The sequence below is a fragment of the Streptomyces sp. AK08-02 genome (assembly GCF_033795085.1).
Lineage (GTDB): Bacteria > Actinomycetota > Actinomycetes > Streptomycetales > Streptomycetaceae > Streptomyces > Streptomyces echiniscabiei.
The window spans coordinates 277,712-293,156 of record NZ_JARAZV010000003.1 but is presented as its reverse complement, the minus strand read 5'-3'; the positions used below and the strand labels follow the sequence as shown (position 1 = coordinate 293,156).

11 protein-coding genes and 1 pseudogene are annotated in these 15,445 nt (G+C 70.5%); 6 read left to right on the top strand and 6 right to left on the bottom strand.

The window, feature by feature from the left end:
* Positions 1-177 precede the first annotated feature (177 nt).
* On the top strand, positions 178-2,010 hold the full coding sequence (locus tag PV734_RS07705) for a phosphatidylglycerol lysyltransferase domain-containing protein (RefSeq protein ID WP_415924167.1): 1,833 nt from the start codon (positions 178-180) through the stop codon (positions 2,008-2,010).
* Positions 2,011-2,165: 155 nt separating this feature from the next.
* On the opposite strand, the gene PV734_RS07700 is transcribed toward PV734_RS07705, so the two are convergent.
* Complete coding sequence (locus PV734_RS07700) at positions 2,166-3,233, bottom strand: sodium-dependent transporter (RefSeq protein WP_319289030.1); 1,068 nt, start codon at positions 3,231-3,233, stop codon at positions 2,166-2,168.
* A gap of 168 nt (positions 3,234-3,401) precedes the next feature.
* Between PV734_RS07700 and PV734_RS07695 the strand changes: the two genes are divergently transcribed.
* The 3 genes and pseudogenes from PV734_RS07695 to PV734_RS07685 form a co-directional block, all read left to right on the top strand.
* Positions 3,402-4,241: a hypothetical protein gene (locus PV734_RS07695; protein WP_319289029.1), complete on the top strand. Its 840-nt coding sequence runs from the start codon at positions 3,402-3,404 to the stop codon at positions 4,239-4,241.
* A gap of 494 nt (positions 4,242-4,735) precedes the next feature.
* Entirely contained in the window at positions 4,736-6,385 is a 1,650-nt protein-coding gene (locus PV734_RS07690) for an alkaline phosphatase family protein (protein ID WP_319289028.1), read from the top strand.
* Between the two features lie 182 nt (positions 6,386-6,567).
* A pseudogene (locus PV734_RS07685) lies at positions 6,568-6,813 on the top strand (flavoprotein); the annotation flags it as partial.
* Here PV734_RS07685 and PV734_RS07680 read toward each other — a convergent pair.
* Genes PV734_RS07680 through PV734_RS07660 form a run of 5 tightly spaced genes read right to left on the bottom strand, consistent with a single transcriptional unit; the run spans position 6,803 to position 12,625 of the window.
* Positions 6,803-8,200 (bottom strand): MATE family efflux transporter, encoded by a 1,398-nt coding sequence (locus tag PV734_RS07680; protein ID WP_319289027.1) that lies wholly within the window; start codon positions 8,198-8,200, stop codon positions 6,803-6,805. The pseudogene PV734_RS07685 and the gene PV734_RS07680 overlap by 11 nt on opposite strands.
* Positions 8,200-9,261 carry a cysteine synthase family protein gene (locus tag PV734_RS07675; RefSeq protein ID WP_319289025.1) on the bottom strand — a complete coding sequence of 354 codons (1,062 nt, stop codon included), beginning with the start codon at positions 9,259-9,261 and terminating at the stop codon, positions 8,200-8,202. The genes PV734_RS07680 and PV734_RS07675 overlap by 1 nt, the downstream gene beginning before the upstream one ends.
* A 45-nt stretch (positions 9,262-9,306) precedes the next feature.
* The gene (locus PV734_RS07670) at positions 9,307-10,647 is read right to left on the bottom strand and encodes a Y4yA family PLP-dependent enzyme (protein WP_319289176.1); all 1,341 of its coding nucleotides are present in this window, start codon (positions 10,645-10,647) and stop codon (positions 9,307-9,309) included.
* Positions 10,644-11,684 (bottom strand): ornithine cyclodeaminase family protein, encoded by a 1,041-nt coding sequence (locus PV734_RS07665; protein ID WP_415924166.1) that lies wholly within the window; start codon positions 11,682-11,684, stop codon positions 10,644-10,646. Before PV734_RS07665 ends, PV734_RS07670 begins: the two co-directional genes overlap by 4 nt.
* Positions 11,681-12,625, bottom strand: coding sequence for a TauD/TfdA family dioxygenase (locus PV734_RS07660; RefSeq protein ID WP_415924165.1), 945 nt, complete (start codon positions 12,623-12,625; stop codon positions 11,681-11,683). Before PV734_RS07660 ends, PV734_RS07665 begins: the two co-directional genes overlap by 4 nt.
* 261 nt (positions 12,626-12,886) lie before the next feature.
* Here PV734_RS07660 and PV734_RS07655 point away from each other — a divergent pair, with 261 nt between their 5' ends.
* On the top strand, positions 12,887-14,440 hold the full coding sequence (locus tag PV734_RS07655; protein WP_319289023.1) for an ABC transporter substrate-binding protein: 1,554 nt from the start codon (positions 12,887-12,889) through the stop codon (positions 14,438-14,440).
* Positions 14,425-15,444 carry an ABC transporter permease gene (locus PV734_RS07650; RefSeq protein WP_319289022.1) on the top strand — a complete coding sequence of 340 codons (1,020 nt, stop codon included), beginning with the start codon at positions 14,425-14,427 and terminating at the stop codon, positions 15,442-15,444. The genes PV734_RS07655 and PV734_RS07650 overlap by 16 nt, the downstream gene beginning before the upstream one ends.
* Position 15,445: the final 1 nt, after the last annotated feature.

Genomic DNA, 15,445 nt, shown 5'->3' with positions numbered 1-15,445 from the left:
GCGGGGCCCGGTCCGGCCCGCCGTCGACAACCTCAACGCCTGAGAATCCGTACGATGCGCCGCCGAACGAACCACCCAGGTCATGCATCAGATCCTCGTACCCGAACCCGCCCGCTCGCTCTCTCCCGTCCCCGTCCCCGCCGGTGACCCCGGCCTTCCTCCGAGGTGAACCCCACGGTGCCCGCACACCTCTCGCCCTTGAACCTCCGACAGCACACGCCCACGGACCGCGGTCCCTCCCCGACCGGGCCACCGCTCTCACGTACATCGCTGCGCGGGGGCGCGGCCTGGGCCACGGTCTGGTACCTGCGGCTGCTCGCCGTGCTCAACCTGGCCGCGGTGGTCTCGCTGTCGTTCCGCGACGAGGTCCAAGAGCACAACGTCGGTGAGTACTTCACCCCGTATCTGGCCACCGCCGGGCTCATCTCGGCGGCGCTGGCACTCTTCCTCGCGGTGGTGATGCGGCGCCGCAAACGGGCCGCGTGGATCTTCAACCTGATGCTGGCCGGCGGGCTGTTCGCGCTCTACACGCTGGCCATGACCCAGGAGGCGTACCGCGAGCACGTCACCAACTGGGGCTCCCTGCTGCTCACCGGTCTGTTCGTGGCCGCGTTGCTCGTCGGGCGCGGGGAGTTCAAAGCCGTCGGGGACCGCTCCAACCCGAAGCTGGCCCTCGCCGCGGGAGCGGGCGGTCTCCTCGTCAGCGGCACGATCGGCTCGCTGCTGGTCGCCGCCACCAACAAGCTGCCGGGCGCCACGCTGACCGACGAGATGGCCTACACCCTGCTGCGCGGCGTCAGCGTCGGCCCGCTCGCCGACCGCTTCGACGCCGTGCACGCGCCGCGCTGGGTCGACGTCCTCATCAACATCCTTGTCGCAGCGACTTTCCTGCTCGTCCTGTACGCCTGCTTCCGTGCCCCGCGCGGTAGCGCCCTGCTCGGCGAGGACGACGAACAGCGGCTGCGCGACCTGCTGGGCCGCCACGGTGAACGAGACTCCCTCGGCTACTTCGCCCTGCGCCGCGACAAGGCCGCCGTCTTCTCGCCCAGCGGCAAGGCGGCTGTCACCTATCGGGTGGTCGGCGGCGTCAGCCTCGCCTCCGGCGACCCCGTCGGCGACCCCGAGGCATGGCCCGGCGCCATCGACGCGTGGCTGGAGGAGGCCCGCCGACACGCCTGGACCCCGGCGGTGATGGGCGCGAGCGAGGAGGCCGGCACCATCTACGCCCGGCATGGGCTGGACGCCCTGGAACTGGGCGACGAGGCCATCGTGGAGATCGCCGACTTCACCCTCGAAGGACGCGCCATGCGGGCCGTACGACAGGCCCACAACCGGGTGCGCCGGGCCGGATACACGGTGAGCGTCCGACGCCACGAGGACATCACGGACGACGAGATGGCGCTGCTGATCGACAAGGCCGACCACTGGCGCGACGGACCGACCGAACGCGGCTTCTCCATGGCACTGGGACGGCTCGGCGACCCCGGCGACGGCCGCTGTGTGATGCTGGAATGCCGCGACGCCGACGGCGAACCGCGCGCCCTGCTCAGCTTCGTCCCCTGGGGCGAGCACGACCTCTCCCTGGACCTGATGCGCCGGGAACGCGCCTGCGAGAACGGCCTGATGGAGTTCATGGTCGTTGAACTGCTTCTGCGTGCCCAGGAGTTGGGCGTACGGCGGGTGTCGCTGAACTTCGCCATGTTCCGCTCGGTGTTCGAACGCGGCGCGCGCCTCGGCGCGGGCCCGGTACTGCGGCTGTGGCGCTCCATGCTCACCTTCTTCTCCCGCTGGTGGCAGATCGAGTCGCTCTACCGCGCCAACGCCAAGTACCGGCCCGTGTGGGAGCCCCGCTTCCTGCTGTTCGCCAAGAGCAGCGACATCCCCCGCATCGGCCTGGCCAGCGCCCGCGCCGAGGGCTTCCTCACCCCGCCACCCCTGCCCGCCCTCCGGCGCCGCAGGCGTTCCTCCGCCTCCGAGGGAGAACCGGCGCCGGCAACTCACAGTTTGTAAGGCGGCTCCATCCCGGGCACGTTTCCCGGCGAGGCCGAATTGCACGTCCCCTGCGGCCCGGTCGACCGGTTCGGTCCAGCGCCGGTTCCGGGACGGGCTTCAGGTGGTGATCTCCGCGTACGGGCACCAGCTGCGGACTCACGGAGGGTGACCCGCTAGGACACCGCGGGGGACGCGGGCCGCGGTCTGGCGACGACCCGGTTGGCGGCCATCTTCTGCAACAGCCCGTAGGCGAGCACCGGCAGCAGCAGGTGGGGCTTATCGGGCAGAGAGGTCGTGATCAGTACCGCGCTCGCGCTGCTGTTGTTCATGCCGCAGGCCAGGGTCAGCGACGAGGCCACCGGGGCGTCCAGTCGCAGGATGCGGGCGGCCAGTCGGCCCAGCACGAAGGACAGCGCGCACACCAGGGCGGCCACGGCGAGGGCAGCGGTGAACAGCAGCGGACGCGGGTTGGCCAGGAAGGAGCCGAGGGCGCCGCTCGCGTTGACGTAGGTCAGAACCAGTGAGCCGGCCAGGGACGAGGGCACCACGGCCCGCAGGAGGCGGCCATGCCACGACGGCGGCAGTACGAGCGCGCACAGGAGACCTGCGGCGCAGGGCAGGACAACGGTGGCGAGGGTGAATCCGCTGTGGGCGGCGCCGCTCGTGCTGGTGAGCGTCTGTGCGTAGCCGCCGCTGAGCAGCGGTGCCAGGGCCGCCAGCAGGAGCGGTGTGGTGAGGGGGCTGAGGAGGGTGGAGGCGAGGACGAGTCCGACCATGGTCGGCTGGTCCCCCTCGCCCTTGGTGGTCCACACGGTGGCGCCGGCGGCCACGGGCATGGCCACGATCAGGATCATCGCGGTGAGCAGTCCGCTACCACCGTCGGAGTCGGGGGTGCGGCGCAGCAGGAAGGCGACGAACGGCACGACGAGGAGGGGAATCGCCAGATGCAGTGCGAGTCCGGCCAGCATGGCCTTGGGGCGCCGCAGCACGCGGCCGAGCGCGCGGACCGGTACCTGGAGCCCGGCCGAGAACAGCATCAGGGACAGCAGGAGCGAGGTGGTGTGCAGTGTCAGGTGGGCCGGTCCGCCCAGCAGCACGGCGTGCGGGCGGCGCAACCACAGGCCGGGCCCCGGCAGGAGCAGAGCGGCGGCGTAGGAGACGAGGACGGCGCGGCCGAGCCGACGGCGCAGCCAGTTCGTCGCACAGTCAACAGGTGAGTGGGAAACAGGGGGAGGGTTCACGGCGGCCTTCTTCCGTCACGAGGGCAGGAGCGGGACGGGACGCCGATATACGCGGGCGGGACAGGCGGATGTACATGAGGGCATCCTTCTCGGACGGTACGGGTGGGGCAGGTGATCAGCACGCGCAGTCAGGATGCGTTCAGGTATCCACTGGCACGGTCGTGACTCATGACCTACGAACTGTCCGAAACTCCGGAAGCCGCACGGGACACCAACGGTCCCACCCGGTACCCTCACCGCCTCCGCCTCAACAAGGTTCCCGAGATCACTCTGTACTTCTGGGTGATCAAGGTGCTGTGCACGACGGTCGGCGAGACCGCGGCCGACCTGCTCAACGAGAAGGCCGGGCTCGGCCTGACCGGCGTCTCGGTGCTGATGAGCGCCCTGCTCGCGGTCGTCCTGGTCGTCCAGTTCCGTACGACCGCCTACCGCGCGGGCGTGTACTGGCTCGCCGTCGCCCTGATCAGCGTGGTCGGCACCCTGATCAGCGACAACCTGACCGACAACATGGGCGTCCCGCTGGAGACCACCACCACGGTGTTCGCGATCGCCCTCGCGGTCGTCTTCGTCGTCTGGTACCGGCGGGAGCGGACCCTGTCGATCCACAGCATCGACACCACCAGCCGTGAGTCCTTCTACTGGCTGGCCGTGCTGTTCACCTTCGCCCTCGGCACGGCGGCCGGCGACCTGGTCTCCGAGCGCATGGACCTCGGCTACTGGCTGTCCGCGATCCTGTTCGCCCTCGCCATCGCCGCCGTGGGCCTCGCCCACTTCACCCTCGGCCTGGACGCCGTGTGGAGCTTCTGGATCGCCTACATCCTCACCCGTCCTCTGGGCGCCTCGATCGGCGACTACCTCTCCCAGCCGACCGGCGACGGGGGCCTCGGCCTCGGCACCGTCGTCACGAGCGTCCTCTTCCTGGCGGTCATCCTCGGCATGGTGGTGTATCTGACGGTCACCCGCAAGGACGTCATCGACCGTGAGCCCGTCACGGGACAGGTGGCCTGAACAGCGTGGGAGGCGTTCAGGCAGCGTTCGGGAGTTGATCGACAGAGTCGGACACTACGGCCGTCTTCCGCGGCCGGCCCATGCGTTGACAGGGCGCCTGTTTCCTTCACGAGAGCGGGCGCCCTTCCACATCCGCACAGAAGGACAGCCAGGGCAGCACGGTCAGCGCCGCTCACAACGGAGCTGCCCGGGGTCTCTCGACGTGGTCGGCGCGCGATGGCGATCAGGAGCGTCGGCCCGCTCACGGACTTGGTCTCCGGGGTGCTCGTTGCGTCGCGGCCCCTGCTCGCACGTCCGGGTGCCTCCGCCGACTCTCCTCGCTCCAACACCGCAGCCCTCCGAGCGCCTCCGTCTTGGAGAAAGCCGGGCCCGCTTGGTGAAGACCCGACCGCTCATTCCGGGTGTGTTCACACATGCGCCGTTTCCGGTACACAAGGCGCGACTCTGATGGGCCCGGCACCCGCAGCCCGCCCCGAACACCCGGGAGAGACCAGATGTCCAGACGCTACGTCAGGCCCGCAGCCTTCCTCGCCGCCACCGGAGTCCTGACCGGGGTGACTGCCGCCCAGCCCTCCGCGTTCGCCGCCTCCCCGCACCGGGCCGCAGCCAGGCACGTCCTGCTGATCTCCGTCGACGGACTGCACCAGTCGGACCTGGCCTGGTACATCGCCAGGCACCCGAAGTCCGCGCTGGCCCAACTGGTCGGCGGCGGCGTCGAGTACACCCACGCCAGGACCACCACGCCGTCCGACTCCTTCCCCGGCATGGTCGCCCAGGCGACCGGCGGCAGCCCCGGCACCACGGGCATCTACTACGACGACACCTACAACGCCGCGCTCCTCCCGGCGGGAACCATCAACTGCAAGGGCGTCAAGCCCGGGGTCGAGGTGGACCTCACCGAGGACCTGGACAAGAACCAGGCATCCATCGACGCCGGCCAGGGCCTGGCGGGCCTGCCGGACAGCATCCTGTCGATGACCGGCCACCCGGCGAGCCTGCTCAACGCGTCGAAGCTGCCGGTCGACCCGAAGACCTGCAAGCCGGTGTACCCGCACTCGTACCTCAAGGTGAACACGGTCTTCGAGGTGGCCCGCCAGGCAGGTCTGCGTACCGCGTGGTCGGACAAGCACGCCGCCTACGAGATCCTCAACGGCCCCTCGGGAACCGGCGTCCAGGACCTCTTCACCCCGGAGATCAACAGCGACGCCCTCGGCTACGCGGCCGGCGACGACTGGACCAAGGACAACAAGGCCACCGAGCAGTACGACGGCTACAAGGTGAAGGCCGTCCTCAACGAGATCGACGGCTACGACCACAGCCGCGCCCACAAGGTCGGCACCCCCGCGATCTTCGGCCTCAACTTCCAGTCGGTCTCCACCGCGCAGAAACTGCCCACCTCGAACGGCCTCACCGGCGGCTACACCGCCAAGAACGTCCCAGGCCCCCTGCTGGCGAAGAACCTGGACTTCGTCAACACCGAGATCGGCGCCCTGACCGCCGAGATCGGCAAGCGGCACCTTTCCGGCAGCACCACCGTCATCCTCTCCGCCAAGCACGGCCAGTCGCCCACCGACCCCGCCGCGCTCACCCGCGTCGACGACGGCCCGCTGCTGGACAGCCTCAACGCCGCCTGGAAGAAGCTCCACCCCGGCGCCGCCGACCTGGTGACGCACGCCGTGGACGACGACGCCATGCTGCTCTGGCTCTCCGACCGCTCCGCGACCGCCACAGCCTTCGCCAAGAAGTACCTGCTCGCGCAGAACGGCACCGGCACCGACATCAACGCCGCGCCCAAGACCTACACCCACAGCGGGCTCGCGAAGGTCTACGACGGCCGGGCCGCCGCCGACTACTTCCACGTCAAGGCCGGCGACGCCAGGGTCCCGGACCTCTTCGGAGTCGCGCAGTACGGCGTCGTCTACACCGGCGGCACCAAGAAGATCGCCGAGCACGGCGGCGGCCACTCCGACGACCTGGACGTCCCCCTCGTCGTGTCCGGCGCCTCCGTTCCTGACGGTGTGCGCGATTCCGTGAGCGTGCAGACCAAGCAGATCGCACCGACGATCCTGCGCCTGCTCGGTCTCGACCCCCGCTCCCTGCAGGCCGTACGCGAGGAACACACCACCGTGCTGCCGGTCCGCTGAAGTGTTCGGTGCGCCCCGGCCGCGTCAGGCCCGGGGCGCGACCGACAACTCCACCACCAAGGTCGTCTCGGAGAAGGTCGCCCCCGGCAGCAGCACGCTGGCCCGGCCGAAGTACGTCATCGCCCCCATCTCGGCGGTCACGGCCTCGACCGACCACGCCGTCCACGGCCGGCTGCCGTCTCCTGTTCTCCCCCTGGGCAGACGTCACCGACCCCGCCGCCGAGAAGGTGCTCGCCCTGACCGGCTGGGTCCGCCCCGATGGCGCCGCCTACCCCACCGGCGGCGACTGGGCGGAGCAGTACCTCCAGCCGCTCGCCGACGTCCTCGGCGGCAAGGTCCGCTACGGCGCGACCGTGACCGGCGTGGCCCGCGCGGGACGGGACCGTATCGGCGACTCCGGCCGTGACGAGCAGCCCTTCACCGTGCACCGTGCAGGCGCTCGACACCCTGGTTGAAGCGACGCAACAGGAGCAGCGCGGTCGTGGCGAGGCCGGTGAGCAGGCCCAGCCAGATGCCGACGGCGTCCCAGCCGGTGGCGAAGCCGAGGAGCGCGGCGGCGGGCAGGCCGACGAGCCAGTAGCCGACGAGGGTGACGCGGAAGCCGCCCTTGGTGTCGTCGAGGCCGCGCAGCAGGCCGACGCCGATGTTCTGGGCGCAGTCGAAGAACTGCATCACCGCGGCGATCAGCAGGAGGTTCGTGGCGAGGTCGGTGGCCGTGCGGCTCTCGCCCTCGAAGAACGGCGCCAGTACCAGGCCCGGGAGAGCGACGTAGACGACCGCCACGACCGCCATGACCGCGGCGGCGCAGGCCAGGGCCGTCGACTTCAGCCGCTGGGCGGCCCCGGTGTTGCCGAGGGCGAGTTCACGGCTGACGCCGAGGGATGCGGCGTGGGAGAGGCCGACGGCGATCTGGAAGACGATGTAGACGAGTTGGTTGACGGCGGTGTGCGCGGCCAGTGCGGCCGTGCCGAAACTGCCCACCAGCAGGGCGACGACGGAGAAGAAGCCCGCCTCGGAACCGTAGGTGGCGGCGATCGGCGTTCCGAGTGCCGTCAGCCGGCGCAGGGTGGCCGGGCGGGTCTTCCAGATGCTCAGTGACAGCACCGGCGCCAGCCGTTCATCGCGGCGGGCGGAGAGGTACAGGGCGAGGAAGGACAGGGTGTACACCGAGCTCGTCGCGAGCCCGATGCCCGGCAGGCCCAGCTTGGGAAGGCCCCAAGTTCCATGTATGAGGACCCAGTTGAGCCCCGCGTTGACGGCGATCGAGGCGATGGTGATGCGCAGTAGGGCCTGGGGGCGGCGCATGCCGACCGTGAACTGGCGTATCGCCTGGAACCACAGGCAGGGCACCAGGCCGGGCGCCATCGTGTACAGCACCGGCTTCGCCGCGGCGACCACGTCCGCGTCCTGGCCGAGGAACACCACGGCGTGCCCGATGAGCACCATCAGCAGCGCGCCCGCGAGACCCGCGAGTGTGGACAGCAGCAGGCTCGCCCGGACGAGGTCGCGGACCTCCTCGCGAGCGGCCTCCGCCTCGGCGCCCTCCGCCTGCGTGCCCCGCGTCTCGGCGCGGGCGTCCGCTGCGGCGACCTGGTTGCCGACGGCCGTGACGAGGCCGACGCCCATGGTGCGCAACTGGTTGAAGATCACCATGGCGAGGCCGCCGGCCGCCAGGGCCTCGGTGCCGATCAGGCCCATCATGATCGTGTCGGTGGTGGTGAGCGCGACCTGGGCGAGCTGGGTGAGCGCGAGCGGCACGGCGAGCGTGGCAAGGCCACGGCCGTCGGTGAGGAGGCGGGCGAGGGCGGGCTGCATCAGTCCTGTTCCTGCGAAGGGTCCGGTGAGGTGGGGGGTCGGCGGAGCTTGGTCAGCAACTCGTCGACTTCGCGCTCCACCTGGGGGGAGAGGAGAGCACGGGCTGCCATCCAGTCGTCGTCGAAGACGGTGTCCATGTACTTCTCTCCGCCGTCGTTGATCAACGCGACCATAGTCGTGCCGGGCGGCAGGGCGGACAGCCGGGCCAGGGCCTCGTACACGACTCCGCCCGCCGAGCCGCCGAGGAGCAGTCCGGTGCGCCGGGCGATGGCCCGGGCGGTGGCGAACGCCTCGACGTCGCCGACCTTCACGCCCTCGTCCAGCAGCGAGTAGTCGACCATCGCCCCGATCGTCGCGCCCTCGGGTGTGCCGGTTCCCGACTGGTGGTAGTCGTGCGCGGGCGGTCCGAACGCGATCGAGCCCTTCGGCTCCACGCCGACGATCCGCACCCCGGGCACCGTCTCCCGCAGCGGGCCCCCGGTCCCGAACAGTCCGCCGCCGGTGCCGACCGCGCCGATGAGGATGTCGATACGGCCGTCCAGCGCGGCGTGGAGTTCCCGGGCCACCGGGTGGTAGCCCACGCCGTTGGCCATGTTGTTGTGCTGCTCGGTGAAGTAGGCGTTGTCCAACTCGGCGGCCATCTTCTCCGCGAACTCCTCGCGGGCGGCGGTGGCCAGTTCCTCGTCCCCGTCGTCGGCGACGTACACGAGTTCCGCGCCGAGCGCCTTCATCGCGCGCAGCTTGTCGACCGCCGCATGGTGGTCGACGACGGCGGTGAAGGTGTAGCCGCGCTCGGCCGCCACGACGGCCAGACCGAGCCCGGTGTTGCCGGACGTCGACTCGATGATCCGGCCGCCGGGGCGCAGCAGACCGCGCTCCTCGGCGTCGACGACCATCTGCCGGGCCATCCGTATCTTGGCGGTTCCGGTCGGGTTGAACTGCTCCAGCTTCAGCAGCAGCCGGGCGTCGCTCTCGGTGCGGGCCAGCTCGAACAGCGGGGTGGCGCCGATGAGTTCGGAGACCTGCCGCACGATGGGCGGCCGGAACAGGGGGTCGTCCATGGGGGCTCCTGTGGTCTTCACGTGTCCTCAGTGTCCTCAGTGTCTTCAGTGGGGAGGGCGGTCGAGGCGCCAGCGGAAACGGGCTGCCGAGGGCTCGACGACAACCTTCGGCGGCAGCGGAAGCTCGTGGAACGGCGACTCGTTGGAGTCCATCTGGTAGCCCGCCGTGTTGAGGTACACGAGCAGGTCACCGACGGCCGGCCGCACCGGGAAGGGGATCTTGCGCCAGGTCAGCATGTCCGACTCCAGGCAGGTCGCCGCCCCCACGCACGCCGGGTACGGCCCCGCGTCGGCGACCGGACGGGAATCGGCCGGCACGAGTACCGGGTCCGGCAGGAACTCGCTGTCGAACCACTGTTCCGACAGGCTGAGGCTGCTGCCGTCCACGGTCAGGATCGTGTACCCGTCGCGCTCCTTCACGCCCTGCACGCGGAACACCGTGAACCCGGCCTGGTCCAGCAGCGCCCGGCCCGGTTCGACGAGGAGGGTGACCCCGGCCGCACGCAACAGCTCGGCCAGCGTGGTGACTTGGCCCGTCGGGGTGGCCGCCAGGATCGTACGCAGGGCGTCGGCGCCCGCGACGGGGGAGTGGTACGGGTAGAAGCTCCCGAAGGACTTGCCCGCGTGGAAGTGCTCGGAGCGTCGGCTCTCCTCGAAGCGCCGCCAGTCGTCCGCCGCCACGTAGTCCACGGCGAAGCCGCCGCCGATGCTGATCCGGTCGGCGCGCAGTCCGAGAGCCCGGGCGCGCGTGCACAGGCTGACCAACTCGGCGGCGAGGTCGGTGCGTTGGCGGATGTCGTAGCCGGAGAGATGGAAGCTGAACCCCTCCATGTCGACGGGCCCGTCGACGCATCGCCGCAGGGCTGTCTCCAGTTCGCCGTCGTCCAGACCGAAGCGGCTGTGCGGCTGCTCCGGAGGCAGCCGGCGCAGCAACACTCTTGCCGTGCGCCGGAGTTCATCGGCCAGGACGATCAGCCGGTCCAGTTCGTCCAGCGCGTCCACCGCGATCAGCGCGCCCTGGAGCACGGCGACCCGAAGCAGCCTGTCCGCCTTGGCCGGACCGGTCACCACCAGGTCCTCGCCGCGCACCCCGGCCGACAGGGCCTCGCGCAGTTCCCCGTGGCTCGCCACGTCCACGCCCAAGCCGGTCACCGCCGCTCGTTCGGTGTAGACGGCGGCCTTGTTGGCCTTCTTCGCGTAGTACACGCGGCCGTCCACACCCGTTTTGGCGAACACCTTCCGGAACGCCGCCGCGTTCGCGTCGAAGCGTTCGGGAAACAGCACGTGGTACGGCCCGCCGAGGCCGTGGCTCAGCTCGTCCAACAAGGGGTCGGCGAGCAGGGTCCGTACCTCGGGTGTCGTGTGCGAGGGGAGCGCCGCCGTCACCTCCACAGCGGCACCGCCGTGCCCAGCCCCTGGGCCAGGGCCAGTTGGGCGAACCGGTGGCCCAGCGCGATGTCGGTGACGACCAGCCCACTGTTGTACGCGAAGATCCGCTGCCCCGCGTCGGTACGGCCCTCGGCGCGGCCCGCCAGCACCTCCGGGAACTCGGCGTCCACATCGCGCAGTTGACCGTCCGCGTCGACCATGTCGACGCCCGTGACGCGCATCTGTGCCGCGCTGGTGGCGATCACCCGGTCGGCCCGGTGCAGCGTAGAGGGCCCGATGCCGTAGCCGATGAGCACGGACAGGGCGGCGGGCCTGAGCCACTCCGCGTCCACGGACGCCGGGGTGTTGGGGCCCGCCGTGGCGAGCACGATGTCCGCGTCGCCGGCCGCCGCGCGCAGATCGGTCACGACCTCCAACTCCCGGTCGGGGAAGTGCGCGTGCAACTGCTCGCGCACCGCCCGGATGCCGTCCGGGTGTGTGCCGAAGACCATCAGGCGTTCCAGGTCCGGCAGTGTGGTCAGCAGGAACGGCAGCGCGAGGCGTCCCTGGGTGCCGGTGCCGATGACCAGGGCGTTGCGGGCGCCTGGCGCGGCCAGTTCGCGGGCCAGCAGCGCGGAGACCGCCGGGGTGCGCAGTGCGCCGACCCGGCCGCAGTCGAGCATCGCGACCGGCAGTCCGGTCTCGTCGTCGTACAGGGTCAGCGTCGTGTAGTAGTGCTGCTTGTCGCGGTCCTCGTGCAGGCCGTACTTGTACGACGTCTTCACCGCGACCACACCCCGCTCGCCGTCGCGGCCGAGCATCGCGTACGCCACCGAGTGGCCGTCCTCCGGCTTGACCGTGAGTTTGCGCGGGTTGTCGGACCTGCCATCGGCCAATGTGCGGTACGCCTGCTCGACGACGGAGACGACGTCGGCCAGGGTGATGTCGATGCCGGCCACGTCGCTGGTGCTGAGGATCCGCAGGGTCGTGTCCTCGGACGCCATGGTGCTCCCCGTCTGCGCGAAGTCGGTGTCGGTGTCGTCGATGTCGGTCATGCGAACGCCTCGACGGCCGCCTGGCCGTAGCCGTGCTCGAACCGCTCGGCCTGCGGACGGGTACGACGACCCGGCACACGCACGGAGGAACGTTTCAGCCATCGATCCGAGCCGTCGTAGCGCGCCTTGAAGGGGACCCGTCCGTGCACGACGAGGTCGTTGTCGACGACCAGGACGTCGCCCGGCGTCAGGGCCACCGCCACGGAGACACGGGAGAGCTCGGCCGCCAGCCGGCCGTAGGCCGCGCGGTGTTCCTCGGACGCCTCGTCCAGAGGTGTGTAGGCGGGGTCGAAACGCAGGGTCGGCCCGTCCGGCGACTGCCACACCGTCGGCACGGGCGGCGGGGTGCCGTCGTAGCCCTGTGCCTCGGTGTAGGCGTCGTCGGGCAGGATCGGCAGTACCGGCAGAGCGAGCAACTCCTGGTCCTGTGAGTCCAGTTCGACCTGGCGGATGCTGGCCGCCGTGGTGGCGACGGCGTCCGGGTTGCGCAGGCAGCCGAGGACCAGCAGATGGGCGCGGCCGGGGTGGAAGGCGTCCTCGGTGTGCGGGCTGAGCAGCACGCTGCTGCTGGCGCCGGTCTGTTCGGCCTCGTGTCCCGGCGAGGGGACGATGTTGTGCACGAACCGGCCGTCCTGCTGGCCCTCCCAGGCCAGCGGCGTGCCCATCACCGTGGAGAGCAGGAGCAGGACCACGTCGTGCAGCGCGCCGGCGTTCCCGGCGGTAGACCAGTGGCCCGGGGTGAGGCCGATCGCCTCGTCGTCGACCGGGAGGCCGCGCAGTACGAACAGTCCGTCCGCGGTGTCGACCGGGCGGCAGGCATGCCGGATGTCGTCGCTCAACCTGGCGGCAGCACCGGGGACTTGGGCGAGCAGCCCGGGGTGGGTGGAGACGCCGCCGAAGGCGTCGAGCAGGGCATGGGCCGTGGTGAGCAGTTCGGTCACGGCGTGGGGGTGAAGCTGACGTACAGGCGTGGCTGCCGTCGGCATGGTGAACCGTCCGTTCCGGTGCGGGTGAGGGGCGGGCGGTGAGCCTCTGTCGATGAAGAGGCCGTGTTGACCGAACGGAAACATAGCCAAACCACAACAAGCAGGCAAGGCTTACCTAAGTTGATCAGGATCACAGTGGGCTCCCCCTTGTGTGATCGCTGCAAATCAGGATAGGCAAACCTAAGCATTCGAGCCACGCGTGAAATCGAGGACAAAGTGGACCTGAGTAGACGTCAACTCCTGTGGGCCGGTGGCGCCGTCGGCGCGACCGCTCTGCTGGCCGCCTGCGGCGGCGGCGATGACGCCGAACCGACCGGGTCCGCCACCGGCTCCGCCAAGCCCCGCAAGGGCGGCACCCTCCGCGTGGGCGCCCTGGGCCGGGCCGCTGCCATCACCCGCGACCCGCACGGCTCCCAGGCCAACGAGAGCGACTACCTGATCATCAGCCTCGTATACGACACACTCACCGTGCCGGGTACGAAGCCGAACACCGAGCCCCGGCTGGCCGCGAGCTGGACGCCGTCCGCGGACCTCAAGACCTGGAAGTTCAAGATCGCCCAAGGGGCGAAGTTCCACGACGGGTCCCCGGTGACCGCCAAGGACGTCGTCTACTCCCTCAAGCGACTGCGCGCCACCCCCGCCGGCGCCTCCCGGCTGCCCGGCATCCAGGCGAAGAACATCACGGCCGAGGGCACCGACACCGTCGTCCTGGTCTCCGACTACGCCAACGCCGAACTGCCGCTGCTCACCCGCCTGACCACCTTCGTCATCCCCGACGGCACCACCGACAAGGACATCGCGAAGGCGCCCGGCACCGGCCCCTTCAAACTCGACTGGTTCCGAACCGGCAACGCCCGCCTGGTCCGCAACGACGACTGGTACGGCGGCGACGTGTACCTCGACGCCATCGAGGTGAAGATCTTCGAGAGTCCGCAGGCCATGTCCAATGCCCTGCTGGCCGGGCAGATCGACCTCGCCTCCAACGTCGGCGCCGTCGCCGCCCGGACCGCCGAGTCCCGCAAGGACATCCAGGCCGTGCGCCGCCCCAACGACATGGCGATGCCGATCGTCATGCGGACCGCCGACGGTCCCTTCGCCGACCCCAAGGTGCGCGAGGCACTGCGCCTCGCAGTCGACCGCGAGGCCATGGTCAAGCAGGTCCTGTCCGGCTACGGCACCGTCGCCAACGACATTCTCGGCACCGGCGACCCCGCCTACGACAAGAGCATCCCGCAGCGCGCCCGCGACCTCGCCAAGGCCAGGGAACTGCTCAAGGAGGCCAAGTTCGACACCTCCAGGACCTACGAACTGCTCACCACCGAGGACATATCCGGCCTCGCCGAGTCGGCCACCCTCTTCGCCACCCAGGTCCGCGAGGCCGGCGTCAAGGTGAAGGTCGTCAAGCAGGAGTCGGCCGTCTTCTGGGACAAGACCTGGCTCAAGGGCGACCTCTACACCACCTACTGGGGCACCAACGACTCCGTGGTCTTCTTCGCCAGCAAGACCATGGTCTCCGACAGCGGCCAGAACGAGGCAGGCTGGAAGTCCACCGAGTTCGACACGGCCTACGAAAAGGCCATCGGCACCTCCGACGCCGCCCGGCGCAGCCAACTCCTGCGCCAGCTCCAGCAGATCGAGTACGACAGCTCCGGCTACCTCCTGTGGGGCATGGCCGACGGCATCGACCTCGCCGGGGCCAAGGTGCACGGCCTGCCGAAACTGCCCGGATACGGAAGGGTGCAGCTCGAAGGCGCATGGCTGGCCAGTTGACCTCCGACCCCGTCGCACCGGCCGCTTCTCCGCCCGTCCCGGAGAAGCGGCCGGCCCGCGCCCTCACCCTGTTCCTGGCGCGGGCCGGCGGCGCGCTGCTGAAGCGGACCGCTCTGCTGGCGCTCCTGCTCGCGCTGGTCTTCGTCGCCGTCGAACTGCTCCCGGGCGACGCCGCCAACGCGACCTCCGAACGCGGTGAGAGCGCGGCCGACCTCGCGGCACGCCGTGAGCTGCTGGGCCTCAACCGCACTGTCCTGGAACGCTTCTGGGACTGGATGACCGGCCTGCCCACCGGCGACCTCGGCATCTCCGCGCGCGGCGAGAAGGTCACCGACCTGGTCTCCACGGCCTTCCCCAACACCCTGCTCCTCGGCGGCGTCGCCCTGCTGCTCACCGCGGTCCTGTCCCTCACCCTGGGCTGCTGGGCCGCCCTGAAGCCCGGCCGGCGCCTGGACCGGGCCGTGTCGGGCTCGGCGACCGCGGTCCTCGCCCTGCCGGAGTTCGTCGTGGCCGTCGCCCTGGTCCTCGTGCTCTCGCTGTGGACCGGCTGGCTGCCCGCGGTCACCCTCACCGGCGCCGACGGAACCCCCGCCTCCTGGGACATGCTCGTGCTGCCCGCCCTCGCCCTGACGATCCCCCAGGTCGGCTGGAACACCATGATCGTGCGCGCCGCGCTCGCCGACGAGGCCCGCGCCCCGCACGTGGAGACCGCCGTGCTCGACGGACTGCCACCCCACCGCGTCCTCACCCACCACGTACTGCCCGGCGCCCTGCCCGCCATCGCCGCGGGCCTCGCCACCTCCACCGGCATGCTGCTCGGCGGCGCGGTCGTCGTCGAAACCATCTTCAACTACCCCGGCATCGGATCGGTGCTCGCCTCAGCGGTCACCGACCGGGACAGCCCCGTCATCGCCGGCGTCACGGCACTGTCCGGCGCCGTCATCACCGGCGTACTGCTCCTGGCCGACCTGGTGCGCACCGCGGTGACAGGAGGACGACGATGAC

Excerpts from the sequence above, each read along its gene's own strand:
- PV734_RS07665 (WP_415924166.1), bottom strand. The coding sequence starts at position 11,684 with ATGACCGACATCGACGACACCGACACCGACTTCGCGCAGACGGGGAGC.
- PV734_RS07675 (WP_319289025.1), bottom strand. The coding sequence starts at position 9,261 with ATGGACGACCCCCTGTTCCGGCCGCCCATCGTGCGGCAGGTCTCCGAA.
- PV734_RS07695 (WP_319289029.1), top strand. The coding sequence starts at position 3,402 with ATGACCTACGAACTGTCCGAAACTCCGGAAGCCGCACGGGACACCAAC.
- PV734_RS07650 (WP_319289022.1), top strand. The coding sequence starts at position 14,425 with ATGGCTGGCCAGTTGACCTCCGACCCCGTCGCACCGGCCGCTTCTCCG.
- PV734_RS07690 (WP_319289028.1), top strand. The coding sequence starts at position 4,736 with ATGTCCAGACGCTACGTCAGGCCCGCAGCCTTCCTCGCCGCCACCGGA.
- PV734_RS07680 (WP_319289027.1), bottom strand. The coding sequence starts at position 8,200 with ATGCAGCCCGCCCTCGCCCGCCTCCTCACCGACGGCCGTGGCCTTGCC.